The 2,001-nt window shown below is 40.4% G+C and carries 1 protein-coding gene; it reads left to right on the forward strand.

Translation table 11 applies throughout. The features are described 5' to 3' along the window. Window positions 1-343 precede the first annotated feature (343 nt). On the forward strand, window positions 344-2,001 hold a 1,658-nt coding region (gene fdnG, locus ACUVXA_RS20250; protein ID WP_445873103.1), incomplete at its 3' end, for a formate dehydrogenase-N subunit alpha.

Here is a 2,001-nt window from a genome sequence, read left to right on the forward strand (position 1 = left end):
GAAGTTGTAATGAATTCATGTAAGCTCTTACCTCCTTTATTTGCGATTAAATTGATTGCCATCTTTTCATCCAAATAAAAGGGTAAAAGCTTTCTATTTTCAAAAAAGGTGCAAACTAAAGAAATAGGAGGTGAATTAAAACACTACCTTAATCTAAAGACAAAATGGTGATTCTGACATCTCCAAGTTTTTACTTGACAAAAAAAAGGTTTGTGTTATATTTCACTAAGTTTTTTCTCTAACTTTTTTGTTCAAAAAATTTTTAAAACAGATAGAAGGGGGGTGAAGGAAGAAATTTCTTTTTAATCAATTAATCAAAAGAAAGGAAGGTGAGCTATTTATTATGAAAATCACAAGAAGGGATTTTTTAAAGATTTCTGGAGTTACCACAGCAGGGACTATTATTGGTGGGTTAGGATTTGATCTTACACCGATTGAGTCCTACGCCCAAGAACTTAGAATCAAGGGGGCAAAAGAGACCACATCAATTTGTTGCTACTGTTCTGTCGGATGTGGACTAATTATCCATACGGATGCCAAAGGGAAGGTAATTAATGCTGAAGGAGATCCTGATCATCCAATCAATGAAGGAGCTCTTTGTGCAAAAGGTGCGGCAAGTTACCAGATTGCAAACAATCCCAATCGCCTCCAAAAGGTTCGATATCGTGCTCCTTACAGCACTTCGTGGAAAGAAGTAAGCTGGGAATGGGCACTCGAGAAAATCGCAGCCAACATCAAAAAGAGTCGTGATGCGAGTTTTATGGAGAAGAATACTCAGGGGCAGGTGGTCAATCGAACAAATGGAATTGCCTCTGTTGGAAGTGCGGCAATGGATAATGAGGAATGCTGGCTATATCAAAAATTCCTTCGTGCCCTCGGGGTTATCTATATTGAACATCAGGCCCGTATCTGACACAGCGCAACGGTTGCGGCTCTGGCAGAGTCGTTTGGACGTGGCGCAATGACCAATCACTACATAGATTTTAGAAATGCTGATGTGATACTAAACATGGGTGGTAATGTTGCTGAGAACCATCCGGTTTCATTTAAGTGGATTCAGGCGGCAAAGGATAAAGGAGCAATCTTCATCCATGTTGACCCGAGGTTTACCAGAACCTCTACGAAGGCTGATATCTTTGTTCGGCTCCGTTCAGGAACAGATATTGCCTTTTTAGGGGGGATGATAAAATACATTCTTGATAACAACCTCTATGATGAATTCTATGTCAAGAATTATACAAATGCCCCATTTATTGTAAATCCAAAATATAATTTCGATGATGGTCTCTTCTCTGGATATGACCCAAATAAGAGGGCCTATGATAAATCCACCTGGGCATTGGAAAAGGATGAAAAAGGAATCCCAAAGAAAGATATGACTCTTCAGGATCCACGCTGTGTCTTTCAACTCCTGAAAAAACATTACTCACGGTACACACTTGAGAAGGTTTCTCAGATTACTGGCACACCGACAGCAGATCTTGAAAAGGTCTATAAGACTTATAGTTCAACTGGCACCCCTGATAAAGCTGGAACCGTCCTATATGCTATGGGATGGACCCAGCACACGGTTGGTGTTCAAAATATTAGGGCTATGTCAATAATTCAATCTCTCTTGGGCAACATGGGTATTGCAGGAGGTGGTGTAAATGCACTAAGAGGTGAATCCAATGTTCAAGGTTCAACTGACAATGCATTGCTCTTCCACATACTTCCTGGTTATTTACCTACACCAAGATCCCAGTGGCCAACCCTTACTGATTACAACAAGACAACTCCATCTACAAAAGATCCAAGAAGTGTAAACTGGTGGAGGCACAGACCAAAATATGTGGTCAGTTTCTTAAAATCGATGTTTGGGGAGAAGGCCACCAAGGAGAATGATTTTGGATATTCTTGGCTACCAAAACTTGATCCTACACAGGATGCCTCTTGGTTAAACCTCTTTGATGAAATGTATAAGGGAACATTCACAGGGTTCTTTGCATGGGGAATGAACCC

This window comes from Candidatus Jordarchaeum sp. (assembly GCF_052745115.1).